This is a genomic window from Arthrobacter sp. CP30, assembly GCF_053470025.1.
The window spans coordinates 587,273-607,985 of the sequence record NZ_JBQEMM010000001.1; the positions used below are offsets into that span (position 1 = coordinate 587,273).

At 70.0% G+C, this 20,713-nt stretch carries 23 protein-coding genes and 2 pseudogenes; 11 read left to right on the forward strand and 14 right to left on the reverse strand.

What is annotated here, in order from left to right; translation table 11 throughout:
- Positions 1-5: 5 nt before the first annotated feature.
- Together ACTIMO_RS02925 and ACTIMO_RS02930 are read right to left on the reverse strand one after the other, a co-directional pair.
- Complete coding sequence (locus ACTIMO_RS02925) at positions 6-299, reverse strand: DUF4287 domain-containing protein (RefSeq protein ID WP_055766405.1); 294 nt, start codon at positions 297-299, stop codon at positions 6-8.
- Between the two features lie 2 nt (positions 300-301).
- A complete protein-coding gene (locus ACTIMO_RS02930) occupies positions 302-865 on the reverse strand; it encodes a dihydrofolate reductase family protein (RefSeq protein ID WP_448181430.1) in 564 nt (187 codons plus the stop codon).
- 132 nt (positions 866-997) lie between these two features.
- Here ACTIMO_RS02930 and ACTIMO_RS02935 point away from each other — a divergent pair, with 132 nt between their 5' ends.
- On the forward strand, positions 998-2,065 hold the full coding sequence (locus ACTIMO_RS02935; protein ID WP_448181431.1) for a sigma-70 family RNA polymerase sigma factor: 1,068 nt from the start codon (positions 998-1,000) through the stop codon (positions 2,063-2,065).
- Positions 2,066-2,069: 4 nt separating this feature from the next.
- A complete protein-coding gene (locus ACTIMO_RS02940) occupies positions 2,070-2,375 on the forward strand; it encodes an NIPSNAP family protein (protein WP_422390882.1) in 306 nt (101 codons plus the stop codon).
- Here ACTIMO_RS02940 and ACTIMO_RS02945 read toward each other — a convergent pair.
- Positions 2,372-2,818 (reverse strand): hypothetical protein, encoded by a 447-nt coding sequence (locus tag ACTIMO_RS02945; protein WP_422390883.1) that lies wholly within the window; start codon positions 2,816-2,818, stop codon positions 2,372-2,374. The genes ACTIMO_RS02940 and ACTIMO_RS02945 overlap by 4 nt on opposite strands.
- A 199-nt stretch (positions 2,819-3,017) precedes the next feature.
- Between ACTIMO_RS02945 and ACTIMO_RS02950 the strand changes: the two are divergent.
- The 5 genes and pseudogenes from ACTIMO_RS02950 (at position 3,018) to ACTIMO_RS02970 (ending at position 8,018) form a co-directional block, all read left to right on the forward strand.
- Positions 3,018-4,114 (forward strand): annotated as a pseudogene (locus ACTIMO_RS02950) (WD40/YVTN/BNR-like repeat-containing protein).
- A 13-nt stretch (positions 4,115-4,127) separates the two neighbouring features.
- Entirely contained in the window at positions 4,128-4,439 is a 312-nt protein-coding gene (locus ACTIMO_RS02955) for a MoaD/ThiS family protein (RefSeq protein ID WP_055766390.1), read from the forward strand.
- A 173-nt stretch (positions 4,440-4,612) separates the two neighbouring features.
- Positions 4,613-5,899, forward strand: a complete 1,287-nt coding sequence (locus ACTIMO_RS02960; protein WP_055766387.1) for an ammonium transporter — start codon at positions 4,613-4,615, stop codon at positions 5,897-5,899.
- Between the two features lie 89 nt (positions 5,900-5,988).
- Entirely contained in the window at positions 5,989-7,212 is a 1,224-nt protein-coding gene (locus ACTIMO_RS02965; RefSeq protein ID WP_448181432.1) for an NRAMP family divalent metal transporter, read from the forward strand.
- Positions 7,209-8,018 (forward strand): putative hydro-lyase, encoded by an 810-nt coding sequence (locus ACTIMO_RS02970; RefSeq protein ID WP_448181433.1) that lies wholly within the window; start codon positions 7,209-7,211, stop codon positions 8,016-8,018. Before ACTIMO_RS02965 ends, ACTIMO_RS02970 begins: the two co-directional genes overlap by 4 nt.
- 10 nt (positions 8,019-8,028) lie before the next feature.
- On the opposite strand, the gene ACTIMO_RS02975 is transcribed toward ACTIMO_RS02970, so the two are convergent.
- The 9 genes and pseudogenes from ACTIMO_RS02975 to ACTIMO_RS03015 all read right to left on the reverse strand — a co-directional run bounded on the left by ACTIMO_RS02975 (position 8,029) and on the right by ACTIMO_RS03015 (position 15,823).
- Positions 8,029-8,304 carry a GNAT family N-acetyltransferase gene (locus ACTIMO_RS02975; protein WP_422390886.1) on the reverse strand — a complete coding sequence of 92 codons (276 nt, stop codon included), beginning with the start codon at positions 8,302-8,304 and terminating at the stop codon, positions 8,029-8,031.
- A 335-nt stretch (positions 8,305-8,639) separates the two neighbouring features.
- Positions 8,640-9,329, reverse strand: a complete 690-nt coding sequence (locus tag ACTIMO_RS02980) for a GntR family transcriptional regulator (RefSeq protein WP_055766378.1) — start codon at positions 9,327-9,329, stop codon at positions 8,640-8,642.
- Positions 9,330-9,372: 43 nt separating this feature from the next.
- Complete coding sequence (locus ACTIMO_RS02985; RefSeq protein WP_448181434.1) at positions 9,373-11,022, reverse strand: 5-oxoprolinase subunit B/C family protein; 1,650 nt, start codon at positions 11,020-11,022, stop codon at positions 9,373-9,375.
- Positions 11,023-11,050: 28 nt separating this feature from the next.
- Positions 11,051-11,806 carry a LamB/YcsF family protein gene (locus ACTIMO_RS02990; protein WP_448181435.1) on the reverse strand — a complete coding sequence of 252 codons (756 nt, stop codon included), beginning with the start codon at positions 11,804-11,806 and terminating at the stop codon, positions 11,051-11,053.
- 78 nt (positions 11,807-11,884) lie between these two features.
- Positions 11,885-13,492 (reverse strand): hypothetical protein, encoded by a 1,608-nt coding sequence (locus ACTIMO_RS02995; RefSeq protein ID WP_448181436.1) that lies wholly within the window; start codon positions 13,490-13,492, stop codon positions 11,885-11,887.
- A 262-nt stretch (positions 13,493-13,754) separates the two neighbouring features.
- On the reverse strand, positions 13,755-13,883 hold the full coding sequence (locus ACTIMO_RS03000; RefSeq protein ID WP_448181437.1) for a CDGSH iron-sulfur domain-containing protein: 129 nt from the start codon (positions 13,881-13,883) through the stop codon (positions 13,755-13,757).
- 139 nt (positions 13,884-14,022) lie between these two features.
- Positions 14,023-14,262, reverse strand: a pseudogene (locus ACTIMO_RS03005) (iron-containing redox enzyme family protein); the annotation flags it as partial.
- A 169-nt stretch (positions 14,263-14,431) separates the two neighbouring features.
- Positions 14,432-14,896, reverse strand: a complete 465-nt coding sequence (locus ACTIMO_RS03010; protein ID WP_055766368.1) for a DUF4383 domain-containing protein — start codon at positions 14,894-14,896, stop codon at positions 14,432-14,434.
- A 45-nt stretch (positions 14,897-14,941) separates the two neighbouring features.
- Positions 14,942-15,823, reverse strand: a complete 882-nt coding sequence (locus tag ACTIMO_RS03015) for a manganese catalase family protein (RefSeq protein ID WP_448181438.1) — start codon at positions 15,821-15,823, stop codon at positions 14,942-14,944.
- 282 nt (positions 15,824-16,105) lie between these two features.
- Between ACTIMO_RS03015 and ACTIMO_RS03020 the strand changes: the two genes are divergently transcribed.
- From ACTIMO_RS03020 to ACTIMO_RS03030, 3 genes are read left to right on the forward strand one after another with little or no spacing between them, the layout of a single operon-like run.
- Positions 16,106-16,990 carry a hypothetical protein gene (locus ACTIMO_RS03020; protein WP_055766362.1) on the forward strand — a complete coding sequence of 295 codons (885 nt, stop codon included), beginning with the start codon at positions 16,106-16,108 and terminating at the stop codon, positions 16,988-16,990.
- Positions 16,990-17,442 carry a phage holin family protein gene (locus ACTIMO_RS03025; protein ID WP_422390892.1) on the forward strand — a complete coding sequence of 151 codons (453 nt, stop codon included), beginning with the start codon at positions 16,990-16,992 and terminating at the stop codon, positions 17,440-17,442. The genes ACTIMO_RS03020 and ACTIMO_RS03025 overlap by 1 nt, the downstream gene beginning before the upstream one ends.
- The gene (locus tag ACTIMO_RS03030) at positions 17,439-18,155 is read left to right on the forward strand and encodes a DUF3618 domain-containing protein (protein WP_055766357.1); all 717 of its coding nucleotides are present in this window, start codon (positions 17,439-17,441) and stop codon (positions 18,153-18,155) included. The genes ACTIMO_RS03025 and ACTIMO_RS03030 overlap by 4 nt, the downstream gene beginning before the upstream one ends.
- 139 nt (positions 18,156-18,294) lie before the next feature.
- On the opposite strand, the gene ACTIMO_RS03035 is transcribed toward ACTIMO_RS03030, so the two are convergent.
- Positions 18,295-18,882: a cysteine hydrolase family protein gene (locus ACTIMO_RS03035; protein WP_448181439.1), complete on the reverse strand. Its 588-nt coding sequence runs from the start codon at positions 18,880-18,882 to the stop codon at positions 18,295-18,297.
- On the reverse strand, positions 18,869-19,246 hold the full coding sequence (locus ACTIMO_RS03040) for a hypothetical protein (protein ID WP_055766354.1): 378 nt from the start codon (positions 19,244-19,246) through the stop codon (positions 18,869-18,871). Before ACTIMO_RS03040 ends, ACTIMO_RS03035 begins: the two co-directional genes overlap by 14 nt.
- A gap of 374 nt (positions 19,247-19,620) precedes the next feature.
- Here ACTIMO_RS03040 and ACTIMO_RS03045 point away from each other — a divergent pair, with 374 nt between their 5' ends.
- Positions 19,621-20,550, forward strand: a complete 930-nt coding sequence (locus ACTIMO_RS03045; RefSeq protein ID WP_422390895.1) for a DUF2382 domain-containing protein — start codon at positions 19,621-19,623, stop codon at positions 20,548-20,550.
- Positions 20,551-20,713: the final 163 nt, after the last annotated feature.

Below are 20,713 nucleotides of genomic sequence, written 5' to 3' on the forward strand. Positions count from 1 at the left end.
GTCCGTCACGGAGTGGGCCGCGTCGCCGCCCCGTCGAGCCACAGCTCGGTGGAGGCGTCACGGTGCACCCCGCCGGTACCGACATGCGTATCGCTGATCGTGGCGCCGTTCCTGATCACCTGGACGAGGGCCATGGCGTGACCGCGCCCGAGCTCGTGGTCCTCCTTGAGCCAGGCGACGATCTCGCCCGCCTTCACGCCCGGCCCGTCGAACCCCCGTTCCTTCGCCTGCGCCACGAGCTCGCGTGGGGTGAGCCCTGTCTTCGACTCGATCGCATCGAGATATGCCTGAAAGGACATATCTACTCCCCGACCGATCCGGCACGAAGACCGTATGACGCGAGGACGTTGCCACGGCTCGTCGTCGTGACCTCCTGCAGCTCCAGTCTCGTGACGGGGTCCGCCGCCTCGAACAGGTGGCGGCCCGCGCCCGCCACCACCGGGTGGATCATCAGGGTCAGGGAGTCGAGCAGCCCGGCGAACATGAGCCGGCGGACCAGGGAGATGCTGGCGCACACGGCGATGTCCCCGCCCTCCGTCTGCTTCAGCGCGCGGACGAAGTCCTCGAGCGGCCGGTCCATGAGGGACGCATTCGTCCAGCCGAGCGGACCGGACAGGGAGCGGGACGCGACGAACTTCTCGACGGGATTGATGAAGGCGCCGAAGGGGTCCGCGGCTTCCGCCGCGGGCCAGTACTGCGCCCACTCCTCGTACCCGCGGCGGCCGAGGAGCACGGTGTCCACCCTGCTGATCATGACTCCCATCCCGGCTCCGAGTTCGTCGTCGAAACTGTCGAGCTGCCAGAGATGGGGGTCCTCCACCACCCCGTCCACCGAGGAGAAGAGGCCTGCTGTGAGTCTGCGCATGGGGTGCTCCGGTCTGTGTCGAATGCTGTTGTCCCCCAGTAGACGTCACCGAGGGCCCGGAATCATCGACCCTCGCCCACTTTTCAGGCCCTGTTTCCCCCGAAGGTCCCCCGCCCTCGCTACGCTCGAGGCATGCAGCCCGCCACCGCCGCGTCGCATCCGGACGCCACGTCCGGCCCCGTCCGGCCCGACGCCTCCTTCGACCACCTCCTGGAGGCCTCACGCCGGGAGCTCACCGGCTACTGCTACCGCATGCTCGGGGCAGCCTCGGAGGCCGAGGACGCCGTGCAGGAGACGATGATCAAGGCGTGGTCCCGCAGGGACACCTTCGCCGGCCAGTCCTCCCTGCGGACGTGGCTGTTCCGCATAGCGCACAACGTCTGCGTCGACATGCTGCGCAGTCCCCAGCGACGCGCGCGGCCGATGGACCTGGGCCCCTCCACGCGGACGGCGGACGCCGTGCTGGGCGCTCCCCTCACCGAGGGGACCTTCGTGCAGCCCATCCGGGACGATCGGGTGATCGACACATCGGGGGACCCCGCCGTCGTCGCCGAGGCACGTGACACGATCAGGCTCGCCTTCATCGCCGCCCTGCAGCACCTGCCACCCCTGCAGCGCAGTGCCCTGATCCTCTGCGAGGTGCTCCGCTGGTCCGCCGCTGAGGTGGCCGACCTGCTCGATGCGACTACGGCGTCGATCAACAGCGCGCTGCAGCGGGCGCGCAAGACCATGGCCGGGCACGAGCAGAGCACCAGCATGCCGCTCGAGGACCCCGCGCACAGGGACCTCCTCGCCAAGTACCTGCGCGCCTTCGAGTCCTACGACATGGACCTGCTCGTCTCACTGCTGCGCGACGACGTCGTGCTGTCGATGCCGCCGTTCGACCTGTGGCTCAGCGGTCCGGACGACGTCATCGCCTGGTTCGTCGGCAAAGGCAGCGTCTGCGAGGGCGGCCGCCTCCTCCCGCTCGGCGTCAACGGTGCCGGCGGCTTCGCCAACTACCACCTCGTGGAGCCGGGCCTCTGGAAGCCCTGGGCCATCCAGGTCATCGAGACCGCCGGGGGCCGGATCATCGGGCACCACAACTTCCTGTACCCCGAACTGTTCGACGCCTTCGGGCTCCCACCGGTCATCGACGAACGGCAGGCCGCCGTCCCGGCGGACGCGGATCGTGCCGGAACCGCGGACGAGAGCAGGTAGGCGGATGATCACCGTGCACCTGCGCTATGAGATCGATCCGGACAGGATCGCCGACTTCGAGGAGTACGGGCGGCGCTGGATCCGGCTCGTGGGGAAGCTCGGCGGCAACCATCACGGGTACTTCCTGCCGGGCGAGGGCGACAGCGACATCGCCTACGCACTCTTCACCTTCCCCTCGCTCGCGGACTACGAGCGCTACCGCACGGAGTCCCGGACGGATCAGGAGTGCATCGAGGCGTACCGCCTCGCGCGGGACAGCGGCTGCATCCGCCGCTACGAGCGCCGCTTCCTCACGCCGATGTTCGGCTAACCGTCCCGCCCGCCCAGTGCCCATTCCTGCGCCGCCCGCGGGCATTCGAAGTACCGCGTCTCGGACAGCCCCTGGTCGAGGAACGCCGCGATGACCTGGTCCACGGGCCCGGTGCCGACGTAGGCGATGCGCGAGGAGAGGGAACTCTCGAGGATGAGGGTCCGTGCCGCCGCGGCGATGCCGACCATGCCCTGCAGGTGCACCACGAGCGGGAGGCGGTAGCCGTCGGACACGTCGCGGATGACCTCGGCGGCGCCGGCCACGTCCGCGAGGCCGAGCACGGAGCCGGTCGCCCACCAGAGGGAGAGGAGACGCGGTTCGACCCGCACGCAGAACGAACCGGAGCAGAACCGGCAGGGCGGAGCGGGCAGGGCCGGGAAGACGGTCGAGGCAGCCGGGCAGGATCGCAGCGGTGCTGGACTTCCGAGGACGATCTGACTCACGCGGTGCCTCCAGGGGTGGATAGGTCCGCGCCCCAGCGTCCGGATGAACCCACTCTGGCACGACGCAGCGGGCCCTGTCGCCATTCCGGACAGAAGCGGGTAGTCGGCCCTGTACAAAACGAGTGGCGGGTGGCATCGTCCCAAGTGATCCGCACCAGGAGACGGCCCGACAGCCGCCAGGACGCCAACGGGGGCAGCCATGTCAGCAGCACGGAAGACCGTTCTTCTCGCCATCGGGACGAAGAAGGGGTTGTGGCTCGCGACGAGCACGGATCGTGAGACCTGGACGCTCTCCGACCCCCTCTTCCTGATGGAGGAGATCCCGAGCGTCGGCATCGACACCAGGGGCGGCACCACGCGTCTGTTCGCAGGACGCATGTCCTGGCACTTCGGCCCCTGCATCGCGCGCTCGGACGATCTGGGGACCACCTGGACCGAGCCGCAGGAGGGGAGCATCCGCTTCGCGCCCGAGGACGGGGCCGCCCTCGAACATGTCTGGCAGATCCAGCCCGACGCCGAGAACCGCCCCGGTGTGGTCTGGGCGGGCTGCCAGCCCATCTCGGTGTGGAAGTCCACGGACCACGGCGAGACCTTCGAGCTGAACCGGGGTCTCTGGGACCACCCTCATCGCAGCGAGTGGGGCGCGGGCTTCGGCGGCGCGGCGGCGCACACCGTCCTGCCGAGCCGACGGACGAGACCCTCCATGTCGCCATGAGCACCGGAGGCGTGTACCGCTCCGACGACGGCGGAGCCTCCTGGCGGCCGAGGAACAAGGGCATCAGCGCCTACTTCATGCCGGACCCGGATCCGGAGTTCGGTCAGTGCGTCCACAAACTGGCACGCGACGCCGTCGACCCCGACCGCCTCTTCGCCCAGAACCACCACGGCGTCTACGCGACGACGGACCGGGGCGACTCCTGGCAGTCCATCGCTGACGGCCTGCCGGCGGACTTCGGTTTCGTGATGCTCTCGCACCCGCACCGCAGCGGCACGGCCTGGGTGATCCCGCTCAAGGCCGACGGCGAGCGCATCCCGCCCGACGGGCACCTCGCCGTGCACCGGACGGACGACGGCGGCGCAACGTGGCAGGCGTCCGACGCCGGACTGCCGCGCGGCGAGTACAACGCGGTGCTGCGCGACGCCGCCTGCGTGGACGACGATGCCGTGGCGGGCGTGTATTTCGGGACGCGTGGCGGGAGCGTCTACGCGAGCGCCGACGAGGGCCGCACGTTCCGGGAAGTGGCCAGCCACCTGCCGGACGTCCTCTCGGTCCGGGCCGCCGTCGTCCCCGCCTGAGCGGGTGCACCCGATGGAGACCCTGCCAGGGGCCGCAGCCGGTGACGTCACCGTCCTGATCCCCACGCTGCTGCGACCGTACGTGGAGGGACGCACCGAGGTCGGTCTGACCGTGCCCGAGGACGGCGACGTCGCGGCCCTGCTGGACCGGCTCGGCGAAGGGCGCCCCCTGCTCGAGCAGCGGATCCGCGAGGAGACGGGGGCGCTGCGGCGGTACGTCAACATCTACGTGGATGGTGAGGACGTGCGCCGCCTCGACGGCCTCGCGACGCCCGTGCCTCCCGGGGTGACCGTCATGATCATCCAGTCCGTGGCCGGCGGCTAGGGACCGGGCGCGGCGTAACACAGAGTTAACGGCGGCCGCCGGGGGCGGAAACGTGGCGCTGTCTACCATGGCTCAGCGCGGCGTGCCCTCCCGGTTTCGTACCCCACCCCCTGTGCGGGAACCGGCCCTGTCCCCTCCGGCACGCAGGAGCGCTGTCACGGAAATGGACTCCCATGGATTCTGGAAACGTCGCTTGGATTCTCGCCAGTTCTGCGCTCGTCTGTCTGATGATCCCGGCCCTGGCCCTGTTCTACGGAGGGATGGTCGGTTCCCGGCGCATCCTGAACATGATGATGATGTGCTTCGGCGGGGCGAGCCTCGTGGCGGTGCTGTGGGCGCTCTTCGGCTACTCGATGGCGTTCGGCGACTCGGTGGGCGGGCTCGGCCTGATCGGTGACGTCGCCGAGTACGCCGGCATGGGCCAGCTGCTCGCGGAGGACCCCGCGGCCTCCATCCCGCCGATCCTCTTCGCCGCCTTCCAGCTGTTCTTCGCCTGCGTCACCACGGCACTGGTGGCCGGGGCCGCGGCCGGGCGCATGAAGTTCGGTGCCTGGATGATTTTCGCGGGGGTCTGGGCCACCCTCGTCTACTTCCCGATCGCGCACTGGGTCTTCGCCTTCAGTTCGGAGGACGGCTCCGTGGTGGGCGGCTGGATCGCGAACGACCTCGGGGCGATCGACTTCGCCGGAGGCCTCGCCGTTCACATGAACGCCGGGATCGCGGCCCTGGCCCTGTCGCTCGTGCTCGGCCGCAGCCACGGCTGGCCGACGGTCGACCATGCCAAGCCCCACAGCCGTCCCCTGGTCCTCGTCGGCGCAGGCCTGCTGTGGATCGGCTGGTTCGGCTTCAACGCCGGATCGGCGCTCTCCGCCGGCCAGTCCGCCTCGGTGGTGTTCCTCAACACGGCCGTGGCGGCCTCCGCCGGCCTTCTGGCCTGGGCCCTCGTGGAGCGGATCCGGAACGGTGCCGCCACCAGCCTCGGTGCGGCGTCGGGCCTGATCGCCGCCCTGGTGGCGATCACCCCCGCCTGCGGTGCGGTGAGTCCCATGGGCGCCCTCGCCATCGGCGCCATCGCCGGTGCCGTCTGCTCGCTCGCCGTGGAGCTCAAGTTCCGCCTCGGCTTCGACGACTCGCTCGACGTCGTGGCGGTGCACCTGGTCGGTGGCATCCTCGGCACCCTGCTCATCGGGTTGTTCGCCACCGAGGACGCGCCGAACGGCGTGGCGGGGCTCTTCTACGGAGGGGGCTTCGAGCTGCTGGGGATCCAGTCCCTCGCGACCGTGGCCGTCCTCGCCTACTCCTTCGTGGTCACCTGGGTGATCGCGCAGGTCCTGCAGCGGACCATCGGGCTCCGGATCGAGCAGGAGGACGAGATCCGTGGCATCGACATCGCGGCCCATTCCGAGTTCGCCTATCTGACGGACGAGGATCCGGTGGACCTCGGAGCACCCCGTCCGTAACCCTTGCGCGGATTGTTGAACAATCTGTAGACTCCCGTTCGAGGCGTGACGCCCGTCACGCCGCCTGCTGAACCGATGACGGGAACCCCATGGCCGACAGGGCAGCGAAGAAGAGGACACCGGTGGCAGTGCGCCCCGAACGGGGCGCACTGCTGGGAGCCATGTTCCTCATGGCCACCAGCGCGGTGGGGCCCGGCTTCATCACGCAGACCAGCACGTTCACCGTGGCTCTCGGGGCCGCCTTCGCCTTCGCGATCCTCGTCTCCATCCTGGTGGACATCGCCGTGCAGCTGAACGTGTGGCGCGTCATCGGCGTGACGGGTCGCCGGGCCCAGGAGCTCGGGAACCTGGTGCTGCCGGGCGTGGGCTGGTTCCTCGCGGCCCTGATCTTCCTCGGCGGCATGGTGTTCAACATCGGCAACACCGCCGGCGCCGGGCTCGGCCTGAACGCGATGCTCGGGGTGGATGCGAAGATCGGCGGAGTGGTCAGCGCGGTGATCGCCATCGCGGTGTTCCTCATCAAGCGCGCAGGCGCGGCACTGGACCGGATCGTCGTCGTCCTCGGTGCCCTGATGATCCTGCTGACCGGGTACGTGGCCGTCGTGTCGCAGCCACCCGTGGGGCTCGCGATCAGGAACGCCGTCATCCCGGACCAGATCGACTTCCTCGTGATCACCACCCTGATCGGCGGGACGATCGGCGGCTACATCACATATGCGGGAGCACACCGCATGCTCGACTCCGGCGTCGTCGGGCCGGCGAACGTCCGCCAGATCACCCAGAGCTCCGTGCTCGGCATCATCGTGACGGGCGTCATCCGCGTACTCCTGTTCCTGGCCATCCTCGGCGTCGTCGCGGGCGGTGCGGAGCTCGCCGGCCAGAACCAGGCCGCGGAGGCGTTCCAGATCGCGGCGGGCGAGGTGGGACTCCGGCTGTTCGGCATCATCCTGTGGGCCGCTTCCATCACGTCCGTCATCGGAGCGGCCTACACGTCGATCTCCTTCATCACCTCCTCCGCCACCGCGCCCCGCCGCCGGAACCTCTACACCTGCGTCTTCATCGCCGTCTCCGCCGTGATCTACCTGCTCGTGGGACAGGCGCCGACGACGCTGCTCATCGCCGCGGGCGCCGTGAACGGGCTGATCCTGCCCGTCGGCTTCGCCGTGATCCTGTGGGTGGCCTGGCGCCGCAGGGACCTCCTCGCCGGGTACGTGTACCCGAGGTGGCTCCTGGTGGTCGGGGTCCTCGCCTGGCTCCTGACCCTCTTCCTCGGCTACCAGTCGCTCAGCGGTCTCGCGAAGCTGTGGGCATGACCGTCGCAGGGGTACCGGCCCCATCCGATGCGTCGCGGCTCACCGCCGGCGAGGCGCGCGCCCTGTTCCGCGGCGGCACGGTGGCGCCCAGCGCGGGCTGGGCGGACGGCTACACGCAGGCCAACCTGCTGATCGTCCCCGCGGACCTCGCCTACGACGTCCTGCTCTTCGCGCAGCGCAACCCGAAGGCCTGCCCCGTCCTCGACGTCCTCGACGCTGGACAGGTCACCGGGCGCCTCCTGCGTGACGGCGACATCCGCACCGATGCCGCGCGGTACGTGGTCTACCGCGACGGAGTCCCCGTGGAACGGCCCACCGACCTGCTGGAGGTCTGGCAGGAAGACCTCGTGACCTTCATCATCGGGTGCAGCTTCACCTTCGAGTCGGCCCTGCAGGCCGGCGGCATCCCGATCGCGCACATCGACCAGGGCGTGAACGTGCCCATGTTCCGGACCGATCGCCGGTGCCGGCCGGCCGGGAGTCTCGCCGGACCGCTCGTCGTCTCCATGCGGCCGGTCAGCCCGGACCGGATCGCCGACGCCGTCCGGATCACCTCGCGCTACCCGGCCGTGCACGGCGCTCCCGTCCACGTGGGAGACCCGGCAGCCCTCGGTATCGCCGACCTCGGCTCACCCGATTTCGGCGATCCCGTGGACCTGCCCCGCGGCACCGTCCCGGTGTTCTGGGCCTGCGGCGTCACGCCCCAGGCCGCGGTGATGGAGTCCCGGCCGGGCCTGGCCATCGGCCACGCACCCGGCCACATGCTGGTCACCGACGCGCGCGACAGCGACTATCTCGTCCCCTGACGCATCGCGGTCAGAGCCGCAGGGCATCAAGTCCGGCCAGTGCCCCGTCCGGCCCGACGGAGGCGATGCCGTGCACGCGCGCCCAGGAGGTCAGCTCCTCCGTGATGGCCCGCGCGATCCCCGACCACCGGGCGTAGGGCACGACATAGACGTCGGTCACCTCGGCAGCGGCGCCGATCAGGCGGAGTCCACCGCACCCGACGGGCTGTCCCGACGCCAGCTCGTACGCGATGAGGAACACCGCGATGTCCGAGCCGTCGTCGGGTGCGACAGGGACGGGGGGCACGTGCCCGCTCCCGGACTCCGCACGGAGCGCTTCCCGCAGCCCCCTACCCACGGGGTTGGTCCAGGGGACCTGTCGAACCCTCAGCGTCTGCACGGCAGCCTCCTGTGAACGGGGTGTTCTCCCTCACGCTACGGACCGGCGGTTTCAACCGCGTTTCCGGCCGCGAACATCCCTGTGCCGGGAATCCCACGGCCACGCGGCCCGTCCCGATATGACGACGAGGCCCACCGACGGGACGTCGAGCATCCGCGCGTGGGCGTCCGGCAACGACCTCTGTCAGTCCGGGGCCCGGGGTCCCCCCGCCCGTCGGGCGGCGCGCAGCGCCGAAGGACCCGTCAGCTCCGGCGCACCGCCGCGAGGAGTTGGGACTCCGCCTGGTCCAGATAGGCGCGCATGCCCTCCGCTGCCTCGTCCGCCCGGTCCGCCCGCAGCAGCGCTGCGATGTCCCCGTTGGCCTCCACATAGGGCGCGTGGAACGCAGGATCGTCACCCATGCCGTGGAACACCAGGCGCATCTCGGCCAGTACCTCGGACATGATGGCGTCGAACCGCGCACTGCCCGCCCGCGCCACCACCGCCTTGTGGAACTCCTGGTTGGCACCGGCCATGGCGGCGACGTCGCCTGCGTCCCGCGCTGAGCGAGCCCGGGCGATGACGGCGTCGAGCTCGGCCGTCGCCACCCTTGAGCCGGCACCGCCCCAGCGCAGCGCCGCTGGCTCCAGGTACCGGCGGACGCGATAGATCTCCGCGATGTCCTCGGCCGTGGGGCGGGCGACGAAGACCCCCCGGTTGGGGACCCGCGTGACGATGTTCTCCGCGGCGAGGATGCCGAAGGCCTCCCGCAACGTGTTCCGCGAGACCCCGAGCGCGGACCCGAGCGCCTCCTCGAGGAGCTTCGTCCCGGGCGGCAGGTCACCCTCGGCGATGCGGGTCCTCAGCGCACCCGCGACCCACTGCCCCGTATGGGCGTGGCGCGCTCCGCTGGAGAGCCGGCGCATGGCCGCCAGGGCGTCGTCGAACGTCATGATCCCACCCTAACCGGGCCCGCCCGCCCGGTATCCGGTCCGATCAGGGGTCTGCGACGAGGAATCGCACGGTGGAGCCGGGCGGCAGCTGGGCCGCACGGTCCAGGTCGGCGGAGACCACGACGGCGATGACAGGGTACCCGCCGGTCACCGGATGGTCGGCGAGGAACAGCACCGGGAGGCCCGACGGCGGCACCTGGAGGGCGCCGCCCACCGTGCCCTCGCTCGGCAGCTCCCCCTCCCGGGTGCGTTGCAGGGCGGGCCCGTCGAGGCGGAGCCCGATCCGGTTCGACTGGGCGCTGACCGTCCAGTCGGAGGAGCAGAGGCGCTCGAGACCCTCGGCACCGAACCAGTCGTCCCGGGGGCCCGTCCGGATGCGGAGGACCTCCGGCGAGGCGGCGCGCCGGAGGGATTCGGGCTCGCCGACCGGGGACGCGGGCGCCTGCAGCGCCACGGTGAGCGGCGCGCCCGTGACGAGCGGTCGGGGCCCCAGCCCGGACATCGAATCGGTGGAGCGACTGCCGAGGACCTCCTCCGCAGCGAACCCGCCGCGCACTGCCGTGTAGGACCGGAGACCCGTCGCCGGGGCCGACTGCCGCAGCACCTCGCCGGCGCGCAGGAGGAACGGCGCGCAGACGAGCGGTTCCCGCTCGCGGCCGTCGGGCATCGCGATGGTCAGGCCGACGTCGGCACCCGTCACGGCGAGCACCTGGTCCGTCCCGGCCTCCAGGGCCAGCCCGCCGTTGAGGCTCTCGATGACCGCTGAACCCGCTGCGTTGCCCACGAGCCGGTTGGCCTGGCGGGCGGCGGACCGGTCCAGCGCGCCCGCCTCCGCGACCCCGAGGGACATGAGCCCAGGCCGGCCGAGATCCTGCAGCGTGCTGGAGAGGCCGGGGTGCACCACCATGAGGTGGTGCGGCTCCATCGCGGGCGCCGCACCGCGTTCTGCCGGGCGTACGGGCGCTTCCCCGCCGGTGGCCGCCACACCGGGTACGCCGCGCCCGGCCGGCTCCGCGGGCGCTGCACGGCGTTCGGCCGCTTCCCCGGGTCCGGCCGCTTCCCCCGGCGCGCCGACCTGGACGCGGTGCCGTACCGGAACGAACCGGACGCGGTTCCCGGGTCGGATGAGCGCCGGCTGCTCGCGGTGCGTGTCCCACAGGAGGGCGTCGGTGTGCCCGATCAGCTGCCATCCGCCGGGCGACTCCCGCGGATACACCGCCGAGAAGGCTCCAGCGAGGGCCACGGACCCGGCGGGTACGGCGGTGCGGGGTGAGTCGCGCCGTGGCACCTCGAGGCGGGGATCACCGCCGGTGAGGTAGGCGAAGCCCGGCGCGAACCCGCCGAAGGAGGCGGTCCAGGGACGGGAGGAATGGGCGGTGACGACGGCGTCCTCGCTGAGACCCGTCCGCCGCGCCACCTCCGCGAGGTCCTCGCCGTCGTACTGCACCTCGATGGTGACGAGCGTGTCCTCGACCTCCACGGGAAGCGTCGGATCGGTGCTGCGCAGGCGCTCCGCGAGCGCCTCGAGGTGCACCGCGTTGCGCACGGTCACGAGCACGGTGCAGGCCGCCGCGACGACGTCCACCTGTCCGTCGGCCGGCCTGGCCTGCAGCTGGGACTGGATGCTGAGCACCTCTGGCAGGCCCGGCAGTTCGACGAGCAGTCCGCGGTCCCCGACGGCTCGGAGTGTCATCCCGGTCCTACCCGCCGGGCCGGGCCGCTCAGGCGAAGGCACCGATCCCCACACCCGCGGCGGTGAGGGCCCGGCGAACCGCCGCAGCCATGGCGACGGCGCCGGGTGTGTCCCCGTGGACGCAGATGCTCTCGGCCTCGATGCGGATCCGCGAGCCGTCGACGGCCAGCACCTCGCCCTCCGTCGCCATCCGCAGGACGTGCTCGACGACGTCGGTCTCGCTGTGCAGCACGGCGCCGGGTTCACGCCGGGAGACCAGGGCGCCGTCGGGCGTGTAGGCCCGGTCCGCGAATGCCTCGACCACCGTGCGCAGGCCTGCGTTGCGAGCCTCCGACTCGATGACGGTGTTCGGCAGCACGAGCACCGGAAGGGTTGCGTCGACCTCCCGGACGGCCTGGACCACCGCCCGGGCCTGCCGCTCGTGCACCGCGATCGTGTTGTACAGGGCACCGTGCGGCTTGACGTACCGCACCGTGGTTCCGGCGGCCCGGGCGAGCGCCTGGAGCGCCCCGATCTGGTAGACGACGTCGTTCGTCAGTTCGGCGGGCTCGATATCGATGAAACGACGGCCGAAGCCCGCGAGATCGCGATATGCGGGGTGGGCGCCGACACTGACGCCGGCGGCAGCCGCGGCGGCGCAGGTGGCCCGGATGCCGGTGGGGTCCCCCGCGTGGAAGCCGCAGGCGACGTTCACGCTCGAGACGGACTCGATGATCCGCGCGTCGTCGCCGAACGTCCAGGCGCCGAAGGACTCGCCGACGTCGCTGTTCAGGTCGATCGTCAAGTGTGACCTCCATCTCAGTGTTCCTCCCAGCATGCATCAGCCAGGTGAATTGTTCAACAATCCACGTGTTCCCGTCCGCTACTGGTAGGTCACCAGCCAGGGTCGGGGAGCGACGAGCGAGTAGGTCTGCTCGGGGGTCAGCATCGGCCGGTCCTCGTCGTAGAAGTTCTTCCAGGACGGCCACACCCCTGCGGGCATGGCGTCCTGCAGGACCGCCCAGGTCTCCAGCTTCTCCCCCGGTGTCCCGTGCCCGTCCGCGTGCAGGGTGACGGCGAGCTCGCTGCGTGAGGTGTCCAGCGTGTCGCGGTCGCTGATCATGTCCAGCCTGAACTGGTGCACCATGAACAGTTTCTGTGGGAGGGCCCTGTCCCGCGTCAGGTCCGCCAGCCACCGGGACGAGGCATTGATCTCGCCGGCACCGACGGTCCCGATCTGCTCGAGCGGCCGCTGACCCGGCGCGAGCCGCCACTCGGGATCGAGGGCCAGCCCGACGGTCGGGCGCGCCAGCAGCTCCTCGTACCGCGTCACCTGGGAGAGGAAATCGGTGCGGCCCGACTGGAAGTCGAGCACCACGTACACTCCCGCCTTCTCCGCGGCATGCACCCAGGGCAGCAGGACCTCGACCGGTGTCTCACCGGAGTAGTCACCGTCGGGCCCGGGCTCGCCACTGGCCACCGTGGCGATCAGATCCAGCGCGGGGATCACCGGCTCGTCGCTGAACGGCTGGTACTGCGCGGCGAGCTGCTTCACGCGGTCCATCGTCGCGTCGATGCCCTGTTCCCCGAGTGCCCCCAGGTAGGGACCGCTCGGATGCCCGTACAGGGCCACCATGCGCCGGCCGGGGAACACCGTCTGCCCACCGCCGGGGAGTTCCACGCCCGTGGCCGCGACCTCGACGTGGGCTGCGAAGTCCGCTGCGCCACCGAAGTCGGCGCCGATTCCGTAGACGGGCCCGTCCGCGTGCGCGTGCACGGCCGAGACGCCCGCCGGCGTCGACCTCGGGTCTCCGTCTGCGAGGATCGCCACGTCCGCCCGTGCCGCCCGCGCCGTGGCGACAGCTGCGGCGGGCGAGGCCTCGGTGACCAGGACGAGGGCGTCCGTACGTCCCTCCGGAGCCGTGATCGGCGGCAGTGCGTCCGTGGTCGCGATCCCCTCGAGTCCGGCTCCGCCCTCCGGTCCGGTCGACGGGGCCGGCGTACTCCCGCTCACGGGGTCCGGTGGCGCGTCGACGGTCACGAGCGTGAGCCGGGCCGGATCGAGGGCGCCGATGGCGGCCACCAGTTCTGCTGCCGGCACCGTCTGCTCGGAAGCCCGGAGACCCAGGCCGGAGGAGAACCCGTCCGCCGACACCGGACCGGTGAGGAGCTCCCGGTCCGCGCCGAGGCCCGCCCAGTCGGCCGTGGGATCACCGTAGGCGATGATCGTCCCGACGCCGAGGCGGTCCAGCTCCTCGATCACGGGCCCGGGTACCGGCACCTGCGGATCGACGGTCAGGAGGGGCACGCCGAGGCCCACAGCGGCGGTCGCCGCCACGCCGAGCGCAGGTGCCGTCGCGTCGCCGGCGGCCGCGACCACCACCGCGACGGGGGACCGCTCGAAGAGGGAGCGGCTCGTCGCGAGGGACGCGTCGGAAGGCGGTCCGGCCAGCACCTCCCTGACGTCCGCGCCGCGATCCGCGAGGACCACGGCCGACTCCGGCCGGGCGGACCATGCCGAGGTTTCCGCGGCGGACGGGGGCCGTGACGCGGTGCAGCCTGTCAGGGCGAGCAGCAACCCGACGATCAGGGCGGTACTCCCCCGGATGGATCGACGACGGATGGGTATCGCCTTCTTCCTCGATCGATGATGTGCATCGAGCCTACCGACCGCGCGCAGCGGGACCCGCATCGCGATTTCAGCCCCGCGGCAGAAGGCGACGCATATCCTGTCTGGACGGGGGATCGCACGGTCACGGCTCCGAACGGAAACCTGTCAGCTTGTGCGACCCGTCGCAGTAGGGTTTCAGCACCGAAGCACCACACCGGCAGAGGGCGACCGTCCGGCGCGTGCGGGGCAACTCCTTGCCGTCCGCTCCCACCAGTCCGCCCCCCCCCCGATCAGGAGCGGCCCGTCGGGGCAGGCGACAACGGAGACCGGTGACGCGGCGCCGGAGTTCAGTGAGCGTTCGGGCCCCTCGGCCTCGCCCCGCCCATCGGGTCCGGGAACCACCTCCGGACTCACGAGGTCATCGCTTCCGAGCGGCGCAGCGAGGAGCGGCCACCCTCCCAGGCGTCCATGGTGTACCTCGTCATCAGTGTGTCGATGGCCAGCCCCGCAGCCGCGCCGAACAGCACGTCCGGCAGGAGGCGGGGGTCTTCCTCGACCAGGCCGCCTGCCATGTCCCGGCCCGCGATCTGCTCGTGGACGGCGTCGGCCGCGACGTGCTCGTCGACGTATTCCGTGGCGTTCTCCTCGGACGGGACGCCCGCCTTCCGGGTCCGTCGCTTCCACCGGACAGGAGGACGCGCGCAGGAAAGCTCCTACCAGGACATGACGACGCCGGGCCGGTGTCCCCCGAGGGGGACCGCCGACCCGGCGTCGTCGTGCCGGCATCCTGCCGGCGAGGCACAGCGGCCCGGAGACCGATCAGGCCCGGCGCGGGGTGGTGGTGCGGGCGCGGCGGCCGAGCGCCAGGGCGAGGCCGATCATGCCGACCGCGAGGAGGAGGTGCAGCCAGTTGTCCGCCGAGTTCAGCGGGACGAAGTTCGCGGCCGACTCCTGTCCGATGACCAGTCCGTAGATCCACAGGATCGCGTAGATGATCCCGCCACCGAGCAGGTACGACCGCGCACCGGAGACCGTCCTGGCCATGGCGAGGCCTGCCACACCGAACAGCAGGTGCACGATGTTGTGGAGGATCGAGACCTGGAAGATCCCGAGGAGCATGGCCTCCGACTGGTGGCCGGCGAACATCATGGTGTCGTAGTCCGACGTGATGCCGGGGATGAACCCCAGGATGCCGACGAGCAGGAAGACGACGCCTACCGCCTGCGCGGCACGCTGCAGGGTGGTCCGCCCACCCTCCACCGTGCGGTTGTTCGTGTTTGTCATGAGAATCTCCTTCTGGTCGATGAACTCGGCGGGCGGGGCCAGCGCCTACTCGCGGTTCAGTTTGTCCTGCACGGTTCCCGCCATCTTCTCGACGGTGTTCGGGATCTCGGTGGTCCCGTAGAACCGGGAGTCCGGGTGGGTGGCCGGCGGCATGGGAGCACTGGTCGTCGGGCCTTCGTGGTAGGTGAACTCGCCCTTGCCATCGGGTGAGGGACCGGACGCCCAGCTGCCCTCCGAGGCCGCCTTGCCGTCCGAGAAGTTGAGGTACTGGTAGGAGACCTCGCGCGCTTCCTTCTTGAGGGGGAAGTTGCTCGGCACGGGAAGCTCCTCCAGCTTGGCTTCCTGCAGCTCACGCGCGGCTGCGGTCCACTGGTTCTGGTGCATGGTGTCGCGGGCCAGCAGGAAGGACAGCATGTCCCGGATCCCGTGATCGTCGGTCATGTGGTAGAGCCGGGCGACCTGGAGGCGGCCCTGCATCTCGGCGTTGGCGTTGGCCGTGAAATCTGCCAGCAGATTACCGCTCGCCGTGACATAGCTGCCCTGCCAGGGGTTCCCCATGCTGTCGACGGGTCGTGCGCCCGCGCCCGCAACGATCGCGTGCTGCAGGTCGGTCCCCCCGATCACTGCGGCGATGGCCGGATCGGCCTGGACAGCGTCCTCCGTGATGCCGAGCGGAGCCTTCTCGAGCAGTTGCGCGATCATGGTCGCGAGCATCTCGACGTGGCCCATCTCCTCTGCGCCGATCCCGAAGAGCAGGTCTCGGTACTTGCCGGGGATGTGCGCGTTCCAGGCCTGGAAGCTGTACTGGAGGGCCACGGTGATCTCGCCGTACTGGCCGCCGAGCACCTCCTGCAGCTTCCGGGCGTAGATGGCGTCCGGCTTGTCGGGCGTCGACTTGTACTGAAGTTCTTGCTTGTGGAAGAACACGGGTGAATACCTCCCCACCTCGGGGCCTCCCCAGGGGTTCCGCTCCTTCTGGAAGCGGCCGGAGGAGGTCCTCTTGATTCGACGCTAACGGCGACCATAAGATTTTCGGAAGATGCTAAGGCTACTTATTTTGAGGTTGCGGGAAGTGGCGAAAGGGCTTGCAATCACAAACGTAAGCATGCTTAGCTTCAGTGATACGTCCAGCACGAGATGCCGGGCCAGCACATCGAGAACACGGTGGAGCGTCCGCTTCGAACGGCAAGATCAACGTTAGGAATGACCATGACTACGCAGAATTGGCCGCAGGATCCCCTGGTTCCCTCCACGACCGGCAACGAGTCGTCCACCGCCGACCTGGGCACGCACCAGCTCGGCACCGACGGCCACACCGACAGCAAGGCCTCCACCGCCAAGGACCAGGCCAAGCAGGTCGGCCAGGACGGCAAGGAAGCAGCGAAGAATGTCGCCGGCACGGCGACGTCCGAGGCGAAGAACGTCGCCGGGACCGCCGCGTCCGAGGCCAAGAGCGTCGCTGCGGAGGCCGGCACCCAGGCCAAGAACCTCCTCGGCACCGTGACCTCCGAGGTCAAGAGCCAGGCAGGCTCGCAGCAGCAGAAAATCACCGAAGGGATCCGCGGAATCTCCGACGAGCTGAAGTCGATGGCCGACAAGTCGGACAACCACATGGTGTCCAACCTCGTCCAGCAGGCCTCGCAGCGAACGGACTCCGTCGCCGGCTGGCTCGAAGGCCGCGATGCATCCGAGCTCCTCGAGGACGTCAAGAGCTTCGCGCGTCGGAACCCGGGAACGTTCCTGGCCATCGCCGCAGGCACCGGCCTCGTCGTCGGGCGCCTGACCCGGGGCCTGACCGGCAACCCGGGCTCCGCCGACAGCAGCACCTCCGGGCCGCAGGGCTCCGCACCCACGGGCACCAGCGGCACCACGACCGCCGGGTACACCGGGTACACCGGGTACACCGGGTACACCGAGGCGGACTCCGACCTCTACAGCGGTACGCCCGCCACGGGTGGCTTCGACGAGGCGACCCACGGGCAGCACGTCGCCGGATCCAATCCCGCCTTCGTCGACCCCACCGACGACTACCCCACCATCCCGCCGGGCACCCCCCCGGTCGGCACCCGCGCGAATGACGGGGGCCTGCGCTGATGAGTGAGGCATACACGGGCGGCGCCCACCAGGCTGCCGCACCCCTGCCGACGGAGGCCGAGCAGCGCTCGGCCAACGCGTCCGTCGGCGAGCTCCTCGGGGAGGTGACGAAGGACCTCTCCAAGCTCATGCGCCAGGAAGTGGCCCTGGCGAAGGCCGAGGCCACAGAGTCGGCCAAGAACGCAGGGAAGGGAGCCGGCATGTTCGCCGGCGCCGCCCTCGGCGGACACTTCGTTCTCCTCTTCCTCTCCATCGCCCTGATGTGGGGCCTCGGGGCCCTCATGCCCCTGGGGTGGGCCGCCCTGATCGTGGCCGTCCTCTGGGGCATCATCGCCGCAGTCCTCGCCGTCATGGGCAAGAAGGAAATGAAGCAGGTCAAGGGCCTCCCGCAAACAGCGGAGACCGTCAAAGAGATTCCGCAGACACTGAAACCAGGTGAGCAGACACGATGAGCCAGACACCAGATGAGATCCGCGCCGACATCGAACGCACGCGTCAGGAGCTCGGCACCGACGTCGACGCCGTGGCCGACAAGGTGAATCCCGCGAATATCGCGCACCGCCAGACCGAGAAGGTCAAGCACAGTTTCAGCAATGTGAAGGAGACCGTCATGGGCAAGGCCGAAGACGTCAAGGATTCAGTGCTCGGCAAGGCCGATGACGTGAAGGGCGCGGTCGCCGACAAGGCCGGACACGCCAAGGACCGGGCAGGGGATGGCATGGGTCATGCGCAGTCCACCACCGGTACCGCGAAGGACAAGCTGCACAGCGCGGGCCAGGCCGCCCAGGGCGCCCCGCACCAGCTGAGCAACAAGGCCGCCGGTAACCCGCTCGCCGCCGGGCTGATCGCCTTCGGCGCGGGCCTCCTCGTCGCGAGCCTCATTCCTGCCAGCGAGAAGGAGCAGCACGCCGCCTCGCAGCTCAAGGAGCAGGCTGCCCCCCTCAAGGAGAAGGTCACGGACGCCGCCAAGCAGGTCGCCTCCGAGGTCAGGGAACCTGCCCAGGACGCCATGCAGTCCGTGAAGGAGTCTGCGGCGGACTCCGTGCAGACCGTGAAGGACGAGGGACAGCACGCCGTCGGCGAGGTCAAGGGCGAGGGCCAGCAGGCTGCCAGTGACGTCAAGGGCAGCGCGCAGGACGCGAAGTCGAACGTCCAGCAGCACTGATCGGACCCTGAACAGTGAAGGAGGCCACCGGACACATCCGGCGGCCTCCTTCGTGTCCGCCCCCTTCGTCACCCCTATCGTCGAACGACGACCGGTGATCGGCCTGCTGATCGGTCCCGTGGTCCACACAGGAACCGACTCAACCCAACAGGTCCACGGCGGTGGCGAGGTCCACGATCGGCTGGCGGTATTCGTCGGACAGGATTTCCAGCATGGCTTCCGCATACCGCTCATTCGTACTGCCGATCGCGTCGATCACGTACGTGACCCGGAAGTCGGCGGCGAAGGCGTCAGCCCCCGTGTGCGCCACGCAGTTGTGCGTCGAGACGCCCGCGAGCACGAGGTCCTGCACTCCGAGGAGGCGTAGGCGCCCTGCGAGGTCGGTGCCGAAGAAAGCACTGTCGCGGGTCTTGATGACCGATTCCAGCCCCTCCACGTGCAGCCCCGTCACCGGCTCGGCCTGCGCCGTCCCGCGGAAGATGAAGCCCTGCTCATCATCGAGCATCGACAGCGTCCAGGTCGAGCGGTCCGTCTCGTGCTCCGTGCGCGCCACGAGGACGATCGAACCGCCTCGGGCGGCGGCGGCGATGAGCTCGTTGCAGGCGGTCACCAGGGAGGAGCGCGAGCGCTGGAGGACCTCGTCCTCGAAGAAGGCGTTCTGCATGTCGATGATCAGCAGTGCCGCGCGACCTGGCATGGCGTCCACCGCTCGTTCACCGGGCGGCATCCGGCTCCTTCCGCTGGTCACGGGGAGCGGGCGGGACAGAGGCTGTCGCATCAGCCAAGGGCTCCTCGGGCAGGAGGGACGGGCTCCGGGCCGCGGCTAGGTCGGGGAGCGGATAGCCCGCGAGGTAGGCCACCCCCGCCGGCGGCGCGACCGGGAGCGTCGGCTGCTCCGCGAGGCGGCGCACGTCCACCTCGGAGAGGCCGGCGGCTTCCGCGAGCTCGTGGTGGGTCAGGCCGGTGGCGAGGGCCTGACGGATCGCGTCGCCGCAGACGAGGGCCAGGGCGTCCCGTGTGAATTCGGCGTTCTCGAGATCTGCCGCGGCGATCATGACGTCGTGGATGGCAGCGGGGCGTGCAGCGTGCATGGGAACCCTTCCGGGGCTCGAAGACCCTGGCGTGCAGCAGGCGACCGGTCGGGAACCCGTCGGGCGACGCCGGAGACGATCCCCCACCGCTTGCGTGGAATCGTCTCCGGCGACACGGACGCCTGCGGGCGCCGGGTCGGAGGATGTCAGGCCGGTGGCTGGACCTACGGCCATCCTACGGACAGGGAGCAGCTCGAGGCGGGATTGCCCGAACCTCGGGCGCTCAGCCCGTCGAGGCATTTCGGGAAAAACGCTAAGCAGGCTTCCCATCAGGTACTAAGTGTGCTTACTCTAGGGGTCGGTGGTTAGCCGTGGACTCCGGTCAAGGCGAAGCCGAATCCCGAACCAGTGAGATGACTCAGAAGGAGAAGGACATGATTACTCAGGACCACATCGATACCCTGCTCGGCAACGGCGGCAACGTCCTCGGATCCGATGGGGAGAAGATCGGCTCGATCGGTCAGGTCTACCTCGACGACCAGACCGGCGAGCCCAGCTGGGTCACGGCGAAGACGGGCCTCTTCGGGACGTCGGAGTCCTTCGTCCCCCTTCAGGGTGCGGATGTCGAGGGCCACGACGTGCGCGTTCCCTACTCCAAGCACCAGGTGAAGGACGCCCCCCGCGTGGAGTCCGACGGCAACCTCAGCCCCGAGGAGGAGGACCGCCTGTACCGCCACTATGAGATCGGCGGCGGAACGGGCGGCTACACCGATACGCCCAACGCCACGGGTACGACGAGCGGAACGACGGGCACCACGGGTCACAGTGACCGCGATGTCGATATCGACACCACCTCGGGCCGCACGTCGGGCCTCACCGATACGGACACCTCACGCGACAGCGGCTTCGGTACGTCGGACCGCGACGCGGGCAACACGCACGGCACGGTCGGCCACGACACCTCGGGCCCCACGACCGATGATGCGATGACGCGCTCCGAGGAGCAGCTGCACGTCGGCACCGAGCAGCGCGAAGCCGGCCGCGCTCGCCTGCGCAAGTACGTGGTGACCGAGAATGTCACGCAGACCGTTCCGGTCAGCCACGAGGAGGTCCGGGTGGAGCGCGAGCCCATCACGGACGCCAACCGTGGCGACGCCTACGACGGCCCCGCCATCAGCGAGGAGGAGCACGAAGTGACCCTCCACGCCGAGCGTCCCGTCGTGGAGAAGGAAGCCGTTCCCGTGGAGCGCGTGCGCCTCGACAAGGAGACGGTCACGTCCAACGAGACGGTCAGCGGCGAGGTCCGCAAGGAAGAGATCGAGGTCGACGGCGCGGACGACACCCGTCGCGGCGACAACCGATAAACAGCATCACCGACTGAGCAGAGGGCCCGGGGCCGTGCCCCGGGCCCTCTGCTCGTTCTGGTTGACCAGCCGTAGCGCCCCAGGGGCGTCGGGTGATTTCTGCCCGCTGTGCAGAACTGATGCTAAGCCTGCTGTCTATTTCGGGCGAAGTTGTCTAGAGTAA